The sequence below is a fragment of the Mitsuaria sp. TWR114 genome (assembly GCF_007997345.1).
Window position 1 is genome coordinate 1 of sequence record NZ_VOSR01000708.1, and the last position, 8,343, is coordinate 8,343.

7 protein-coding genes and 1 pseudogene are annotated in these 8,343 nt (G+C 71.2%); all 8 read right to left on the minus strand.

The genetic code is table 11. From position 1 onward, the window contains the following. Positions 1–231: 231 nt before the first annotated feature. Positions 232–1,155: pseudogene (locus tag FUT87_RS22840) on the minus strand (branched-chain amino acid ABC transporter permease); the annotation flags it as partial. 49 nt (positions 1,156–1,204) lie between these two features. Further along, positions 1,205–2,125, minus strand: a complete 921-nt coding sequence (locus FUT87_RS22845) for a branched-chain amino acid ABC transporter permease (protein WP_147242494.1) — start codon at positions 2,123–2,125, stop codon at positions 1,205–1,207. Positions 2,126–2,144: 19 nt separating this feature from the next. Beyond that, positions 2,145–3,290: an ABC transporter substrate-binding protein gene (locus tag FUT87_RS22850; RefSeq protein ID WP_255511975.1), complete on the minus strand. Its 1,146-nt coding sequence runs from the start codon at positions 3,288–3,290 to the stop codon at positions 2,145–2,147. Between the two features lie 164 nt (positions 3,291–3,454). Next, on the minus strand, positions 3,455–5,089 hold the full coding sequence (locus FUT87_RS22855) for a benzoate-CoA ligase family protein (RefSeq protein ID WP_147242496.1): 1,635 nt from the start codon (positions 5,087–5,089) through the stop codon (positions 3,455–3,457). A 10-nt stretch (positions 5,090–5,099) separates the two neighbouring features. After that, positions 5,100–6,251 (minus strand): acyl-CoA dehydrogenase family protein, encoded by a 1,152-nt coding sequence (locus tag FUT87_RS22860; RefSeq protein ID WP_147242497.1) that lies wholly within the window; start codon positions 6,249–6,251, stop codon positions 5,100–5,102. Between the two features lie 7 nt (positions 6,252–6,258). Next, positions 6,259–7,098, minus strand: a complete 840-nt coding sequence (locus FUT87_RS22865) for an enoyl-CoA hydratase family protein (protein WP_091733802.1) — start codon at positions 7,096–7,098, stop codon at positions 6,259–6,261. A gap of 103 nt (positions 7,099–7,201) precedes the next feature. Further along, positions 7,202–7,672: a MarR family winged helix-turn-helix transcriptional regulator gene (locus FUT87_RS22870; RefSeq protein WP_147242498.1), complete on the minus strand. Its 471-nt coding sequence runs from the start codon at positions 7,670–7,672 to the stop codon at positions 7,202–7,204. Positions 7,673–7,715: 43 nt separating this feature from the next. Next, positions 7,716–8,343: SDR family NAD(P)-dependent oxidoreductase (locus FUT87_RS22875; RefSeq protein ID WP_255511974.1), on the minus strand; the 628-nt coding region annotated here is incomplete at its 5' end.

Here is an 8,343-nt window from a genome sequence, read left to right on the forward strand (position 1 = left end):
CGTCGTCTTGCCGGCCCCGTTCGGGCCGATCAGCGCATGGGTCTCACCGGCGCGCACCTCGAGGCTGGCCTCGTCGGTCGCGGTCAGCGCGCCGAAGCGCTTCACCAGCCGATGCACCTGCAGCAGCGCGAGCTCGGGCAAGCGCGACGACGCCGCCCTCGACAGGTCGTGCAGGACCTCAGGCATGCGCGGCCTCCTTGGACGAGGCGACCGCCGCGCGCCCAGGCGCTCGACCAGCCCGGTGAGCCCGCGCGGGGCGAAGAGCACGACCACCAGCAGGATCGCGCCGAGCGCGAACTGCCAGTGGATGGTGACGCCCGACAGCAGCTCCTCGAGCAGCAGGAAGGCGGCCGCGCCCAGCGGGCCGCCCCACAGCGCGCCGGCGCCGCCCAGGATCACCATCACCATCAGCTGGCCCGACTGCGACCAGTGCATCAGGTGCGGCGACACCAGGCCGTTCAGGTTGGCCAGCAGCGCGCCGGCCAGGCCCGCGATCGCACCGGCGACGACGAAGGCGGTCCACTGCACGGCGAAGACCCGGCCGCCGGTCGCGGCGACGCGGGTCTCGTTCTCCCGCGCCGCCTGCAGCAGCCAGCCCAGCGGCGAATTGACCAGCCGGCGCAGGCCCGCGAACACCAGCGCGAAGACGGCCAGCGCGACCCAGTAGAACGAGGCATCGTCGGCGAGGCTGAGCGGCAGGCCGGACAGGGTCGAGCGCGCCGCCAGCGGCAGGCCGTCGTCGCCGCCGTAGGCCTTCAGCGAGACCGCCAGGTAATGGAACATCTGCGCGAAGGCCAGCGTGATCATGATGAAGTACACGCCGCGCGTGCGCAGGCTGATGGCGCCGATCACCGCCGCCGCGACGCCCGACACGACCATCGCGGCCGGCCATGCGATCCAGGCCGAGCCGATGCCCGCATCCGCGAGCACGCCGACGGTGTAGGCGCCCAGGCCGACGAAGGCCGCGTGGCCGAAGCTCACCAGCCCGCCGAAGCCCAGGATCAGGTTCAGGCTCGCCGCGGCGATCGCGAAGATCAGCACCCGCGTCGCGACCACCGTGTAGAACTCCAGGCCCAGCGCCTGCAGCAGCGGCGGCAAGGCCGCCAGCGCCGCCAGCAGCGCCCAGGCCCAGGCGCCCAGGGCGCGGTGGTGCAGCAGCGTGTGGCGGGTCGCCACGGCCTCGGTGATCGGCTCTGTCATGGGCTCAGCCTCTCGCGGGGAACAGGCCGCGCGGTTTCCAGAACAGCACCGCCGCCATCAGCAGGTAGATCAGGATCGACGCCAGCGCCGGCCCGAGGTTGGACGCCACCTCCGGCGACGCCACCTGCCGCAGCACCGCGGGCAGCAGCGTGCGCGAGCCGGTGTCCACCAGCCCCACCAGCAGCGCGCCGACCAGCGCGCCGCGGATCGAGCCGATGCCGCCGATCACGATCACGACGAAGGCCAGGATCAGGATGCTCTCGCCCATGCCCACCTGCACCGCCAGCAAGGGGCCCAGCAGCGAGCCCGCCAGCGCGCACAGCGCCGCGCCGACGCCGAAGACCGCGGTGAACAGCCGGTCCGCGGGCACGCCCATCGCGGTGGTCATCGCGCGGTTGGAGGCGCCGGCCCGCACCCACATGCCCCAGCGCGTGCGCGTGACCAGCAGGTACAGCGCCACCGCCACGACCAGCCCCACGCCGATGATGAGCAGCCGGTAGGCCGGATACATCAGCCCGGGCAGCAGCTCGACCGGACCGGACAGCGCGGCCGGCGTGTTCAGCATCAGCGGCTGCTCGCCCCAGATCATGCGCACGCCTTCGTTGAGCATCAGGATCAGCGCGAAGGTCGCCAGCACCTGGCTCAGGTGGTCGCGCTGGTAGAGCCGGCGCAGCAGCGTCACCTCCAGCGCCATGCCCAGGAGCGCGGTGCCCGCGATCGCCGCCAGCACGGCGATGCCGAAGGACGCGCCTGCCGCCATCGCCGCCGCGGCCAGGTAGGCGCCGACCATGTACAGCGAGCCGTGCGCCAGGTTGATCAGGTCCATGATGCCGAAGACCAGCGTGAGGCCGGCCGCCAGCAGGAACAGCATCAGCCCGAACTGCAGGCCGTTGAGGGCCTGCTCGGCGACGAGGATGAGGTCCATCGATGCGCGCCCGCCGCCTTCACTTCATCTTGCACAGCGGCGCGTAGGCGTCGGCGTGCTGCTCGAAGATCTTGCCCAGCGTCCGGTTGGTCACGCGGCCCTGCGGGTCCTTGGTGATCACGCGCAGGTAGTAGTCCTGCACCGGGTACTGGTTGTGGTTGAAGCGGAACGGGCCGCGCACCGAGTCGAACTTCGCCGCCTTCAGCGCCTTGAGCAGCGCGGGCCGGTCCTCGACCTTGCCCTTCACGTCGCGCACCGCCGCGCCGATCAGCTGCGCCGCGTCGTAGCCCTGGCTCGCATACAGCGAGGGCAGCCGGCCGTAGGCCTTGAAGAAGTCGGCGACGAAGCGCTTGTTGGCCGGGTTGTCCAGGTCGTGCGCCCAGTGCGAGCTGTTGAACATGCCCAGCATCGGCTCGCCGACCGCCTTGATGACGTCCTCATCCGCGGAGAAGCCCGGACCGAAGAGCGTGATGTCCTTGGACAGCCCCGCGCCGACGAACTGCTTGATGAAGTTGATGCCCATGCCGCCGGGCAGGAAGATGTACATCGCATCGGGCTTGGCGGCGCGCGCCTGCGCGAGTTCCGCGGCGTAGTCCAGCTGGCCCAGCTTGGTGTAGATCTCGTCGACCACCGCGCCCTTGTAGTAGCGCTTGAAGCCGGCCACCGCGTCCTTGCCGGCGGGGTAGTTGGGCGCCAGCACCACGACCTTCTTGAAGCCCTTGTCCATCACCGTCTTGCCGACGGCCTCGTGCAGGTTGTCGTTCTGCCAGGCGACGTTGAAGAAGTAGCGGTTGCACTGCTCGCCGGCGTACTGCGAGGGCCCGGCGTTGGCGCTGACGTAGGGCACCTGCGCCGCGAAGACGCTGGGGCCGACGGCCAGCATCACGTTGGAGAACACGATGCCGGTCATCACGTCGACCTTGTCGCGCTTGAGCAGCCGTTCGGCCGATTGCTTGGCGACCTCGGGGTTCTGCTGGTCGTCGGCGGTCAGGACCTCGACCGGTAGGCCGCCCAGCTTGCCGCCGCCCTGCTGGACCGCGAGCGCGAAGCCATCGCGGATGTCGACGCCCAGACCGGCGCCGGGCCCCGACAGCGTGCTCAGCATGCCGACCTTGAGCTTGTCGGCGGCCTGCGCCGGCGCCGCCAGGGCGAGCACCGCGCCCATGGCAGCGAGCGCGGCGAGCGCGCGCTGGACAACGGTGGGCTCGTACTGCGGCGACGGCTTCGTTTCGTTCGCGTTCATCGGACGCTCCAGAAAGGCCCCGTGAAGGGCGGGTCGGACGGTCACGCCGGTACGGCTGGGCGCGGTGGGGATCGCTGCGCGCGGCGTCATGCTTCGCGCAGCCGGAAGCGCTGCAGCTTGCCGGTCTCGGTCCGGGGCAGGCTGGCGCGGAACTCTATCGCACGGGGGTACTTGTACGGGGCGATCGTGGCCTTGACGAAGTCCTGCATCGCCTTGATCAGCGCGGCCTCATCGTCGGCGCCGGCCGCGCCGGGCTTGAGCACGACGAAGGCCTTCACCAGCTGGCCGCGCTCCTCGTCCGGCACGCCGACCACCGCGCATTCGGCGACCGCCGGATGGGCCAGCAGCGCCGACTCCACCTCCGGCCCGGCGATGTTGTAGCCGCCGGAGATGATCATGTCGTCGGTGCGCGCCTGGTAGACGAAGTAGCCGTCGGCGTCGATGAGGTAGGCGTCGCCGGTCAGGTTCCAGCCGTGCCGCACGTACTGGGCCTGCCGGTCGTCGGCGAGATAGCGGCAGCCGGTCGGACCCTGCACCGCGAGCTTGCCGACGGTGCCCGCCGGCACCTCGCGCCCCGCGTCGTCGACGACGCGGGCGCGGTAGCCCGGCACCGGCCGTCCGGTCGCGCCGGGCCGCGCGGTCTCCTCGGTGTGCGAGATGAAGATGTGCAGCAGCTCGGTCGCGCCGATGCCGTCGATCAGTTCGATGCCGGTGGCGTCCTTCCACAGCTGCCGCGTCGCCGCGGGCAGCGCCTCGCCCGCGCTGACGCACTTGCGCAGCGACGACAGGTCGTGGGACGCCACCTGCGCCGCCATCGCGCGGTAGGAGGTCGGCGCGGTGAAGCACACCGTGGCGCGGTGCTTCGCGATCGCGGGCAGCAGCACGTCGGGCGAGGCCTTCTCCAGCAGCACCGTCGACGCGCCGACGCTGAGCGGGAACAGCACCAGCCCGCCCAGGCCGAAGGTGAAGGCCAGCGGCGGACTGCCGATGAACACGTCATCGGCGTTCGCGCGCAGGCAATGCACCGGCCAGCAGCGGCAGATCGCGATCACGTCGCGATGGAAGTGCATCGTGCCCTTGGGCCGGCCGGTCGTGCCGGAGGTGAACGCGATCAGCGCGCAGTCGTCGGACGCGGTGTCGACGTTGTCGAAGCGCTCGGATTGGCGTTCGGCCAAGGCCTCCAGGCCATCGGCCGCTTCGCTGCGGAACAGACAGACCCGCGCCAGCACCGGGCACTGCGCCCGCGCCGTCTCCAGTTCCCCGGCCAGCGCCGCGTCGCACAGCGCATGCGAGATGCGTGCCTTCTCGATGACCTGGCCCAGTTCCTTGGCGCGCAGCAGCGGCATCGTCGCCACCGCGATCGCGCCGGCCTTCATCACCGCGAACCAGCAGGCGGCCATCTGCGGCGTGTTGGCGCCGCGCAGCAGCACGCGGTTGCCCGGCACCACACCCATCTCGTTCACCAGCACGTTGGCGATGCGATTGGCCTGCGCCTGCAGCTCGGCATAGGTCCAGCGCAGTTCGCCGCCGCGCCCGTCGCCGCCGATCACGCAGGCGCGATCGCCCTGCCCCTGCGCGACCCAGCGATCCAGCAGCTCATGCGCGCAGTTCATCCGCTCCGGGAATCGCAGCGCCGGCAGGTCGAAGACCAGCTCCGGCCACTGGTCCAGCGGCGGCAGGTTGTCACGGGCGAAGGTGTCCTGGTGGGCGCTGCGGTGCATGAGGAAGTCCTTATCCGTTCTTCAACAGGTCTCGTCCGATGATCAGCTGCTGGACCTCGCTGGCGCCCTCGTAGATGCGCAGCGCGCGGATCTCGCGGTAGAGCGACTCGACGATCTCGCCGCGCCGCACGCCGCGCCCGCCATGCAGCTGCACCGCCGCGTCGATGACGCGCTGCGCGCCTTCGGTGGCCATCAGCTTGGCCATCGCGGCCTCGCGGGTGATGGTGCGGCCCTGGTCGCGCTCCCAGGCCGCGCGGTAGACCAGCAGCGCGCTGCTGTCGACGGTGCAGGCCATGTCGGCCAGCTTGGCCTGGGTCAGCGGCAGGTCGGCCAGCGTCGCGCCGAACATCGCGCGCTCCTTGGACTGCGTCAGCCCTTCCTCCAGCGCGCGGCGGGCGAAGCCCAGCGCCGCCGCGGCCACCGAGGTGCGGAACACATCCAGCGTGCGCATCGCCACCTTGAAGCCTTCGCCCGGCGCGCCGACCATCGCGGACTTCGGCACGCAGCAGTTCGTGAACCGCAGCGTCGCCAGCGGGTGCGGCGCGATCACGTCGATGCGCTCGGCGATCTCGAAGCCGGGAAGGCCCGCGTCGACGATGAAGGCGCTGATGCCGCGCGAGCCGGGCGCTTCGCCGGTGCGCGCGAACACCACGTAGAAATCAGCGATGCCGCCGTTCGAGATCCAGGTCTTCTGGCCGTCGAGCACGTAGTGGTCGCCGTCCTCGCGCGCGGCGCACTGCATCGCCGCGACATCGGACCCCGCCTCCGGCTCGGAGAGCGCGAAGGCCGCCAGCGCTTCACCGCGCGCGACGCGCGGCAGGTAGGCCTCGCGCTGCGCTGGCGTGCCCATCAGCGAGATCGCGCCCGATCCCAGTCCCTGCATCGCGAAGGCAAAGTCCGCCAGCCCGTCGTGGCGCGCCAGCGTCTCGCGCAGCAGGCAGATGGCGCGGGTGTCGATGGCCTCGCCCTCGCCGGCCACCGCATGCCTCAGCCAGCCGCCGGCGCCGAGCGCCTTCACCAGTGCCTTGCAGCTCGCGTCCACGTCCTCGTGATCGACCGCGCCATGGGCGAGGTGCGTCGCGCACCACGCGTCCAGTTCGCTCGCGAGCGCGCGATGCCGGTCCTCGAAGAACGGCCAGTCCAGGTGCTTCAGGTGATTCATGCCGTCCTCAATCGCCCTTGAATTCGGGGCGCTGCTTGGCGACGAACGCGTGGTACGCGCGGTGGAAGTCCTGCGTCATCATGCAGATCGCCTGGGCTTGCGCCTCGGCCTCGATGGCCTCGTCGACGCCCATCGTCCATTCCTGATGCAGCATCCGCTTGGTCATCGCATGCGCGAAGTTGGGGCCGGCGGCGATCTCCGCGGCCCAGGCCACCGCTTGGGCTTCCAGCGCGTCCGGCTCCGCCACGCGGTTGAAGAAGCCCCACTGCAGCGCCTCTTCACCGCCGAGGCTGCGGCCGGTGTAGAGCAGGTCCGACGCGCGACCCTGGCCGACGATGCGCGGCAGCAGCGCGCAGGCGCCCATGTCGCAGCCGGCCAGGCCGACGCGCGTGAACAGGAAGGCCGTCTTGCTGCGCGCGGTGCCGACGCGCAGGTCCGAGGCCATCGCCATGATCGCGCCAGCGCCGGCGCACACGCCATCGATGGCGGCCACGACCGGCTGCGGGCAGGCCCGCATCGCCTTGACCAGGTCGCCGGTCATGCGCGTGAACGCGAGCAGGTCCGGCATCGACATCGCCGTCAGCGGGCCGATGATCTCGTGCACATCGCCGCCGGAGCAGAAGTTGCCGCCCGCGCCCTGCACGACGATCGCGTTCACCTCGTCGACATAGGCCAGCGTGCGGAACAGGTCGCGCAGCTCGGCATAGGACTCGAAGGTCAGCGGGTTCTTGCGCTCGGGACGGTTCAGCGTGATCACGCCGACCTCGCCCTCCTGCCGCCACGCGAAGTGGCGGGGCTCGAAGCCTTTCAGGCTGCGCCGGTTGCCGCTGATGAGGTGTTGATCCATCGATTCCTACTCCTTGATTCGTTCACTGGCGCCGATGCGCCGCATCGGTCATCGGCCCGTTCATCGCTCCGCACCGCGTGGCGCCACGGCCTGTATCCGCCGCTCATCGGCGCGCGGCGTCCAGCTGCGCGAGGTGGCCCTTCAGCCCCGCGAGCAGCGCGTACACCTGGGTCTTCTCCTCGGGCGACCAGCCGGCCAGCAGCTCGACGATCCAGCCTTCGTGCGTCGCCGCCATGCGCTTGAACTGGCGCCGCCCGGCCGGCGTCAGCCGCACGGTCACGCTGCGCCGGTCCGACGGATGCGGCTCGCGCACGACCAGCCCCTCGGCCTCGAGCTGGTCGGTGATGCCGGTGACGTTGCCGCCGGTGACCATCAGCCGCTGCGACAGCTCGCGCATCGTCAGACCGTCGGGGCTGCGCTCCAGCTGCGCCAGCAGGTCGAAGCGCGGCAGCGTCGTGCCGAAGTCGTTGCGCAGGCGCTGGCGGATCTGGTCCTCGATGCGCGTCGTGCAGGCCAGCAGGCGCAGCCACAGGCGCAGCGCCTGATGGTCGCCATCGTGCAGGCGCGACTCCAGGTCGGCACGAGCTCGGGGCCCAGGTCCTCGTCGCTGTCGCGCATCACATCACCTCCCCGCCGGCGACCGCGATGGCCTGGCCGGTGATGGATCCGCTGTCGCGCCGCGCCAGCCAGGCGACCGAGGCGGCGACCTCCGCCGGGTCCACCAGCCGCCCCTGCGGATTGACCGCCGCCAGCTCGGCCCGGGCTTGCTCCGGCGTGCGGCCGGTCTTGGCGACGATGGTGTCGATCGCGCCGGCCACGATGTCGGTCTCGGTGTAGCCGGGGCAGACCGCGTTGACGGTCACGCCCTTGCGCGCCGTCTCCAGCGCCAGCGCGCGCGTCAGGCCGAGCACGCCATGCTTGGCCGCGCAGTAGGCCGCGACATAGGCGTATCCCTTCAGCGCGGCGGTGCTGGCGACATTGACGATGCGCCCGAAGCGGCGCTCGGTCATCGCCGGCAGCACCTCGCGGCTGCACAGGAAGCTGCCGGTGAGATTGACGTCGAGCAGTCGCCGCCAGGTCTCCAGCGAGGTCTTCGCGAACGGCGCGGTCTCGACCTGGCCGGCGTTGTTGACCAGCAGGTCGACCGGCCCGGCGGCCTTCACCGCCGCGGCGAAGGCCTGGCGCACGCTGGCCTCGTCGGCGACGTCGCAGACCTGCAGCTCGATGCGGTCCTGGCCGGCGCGA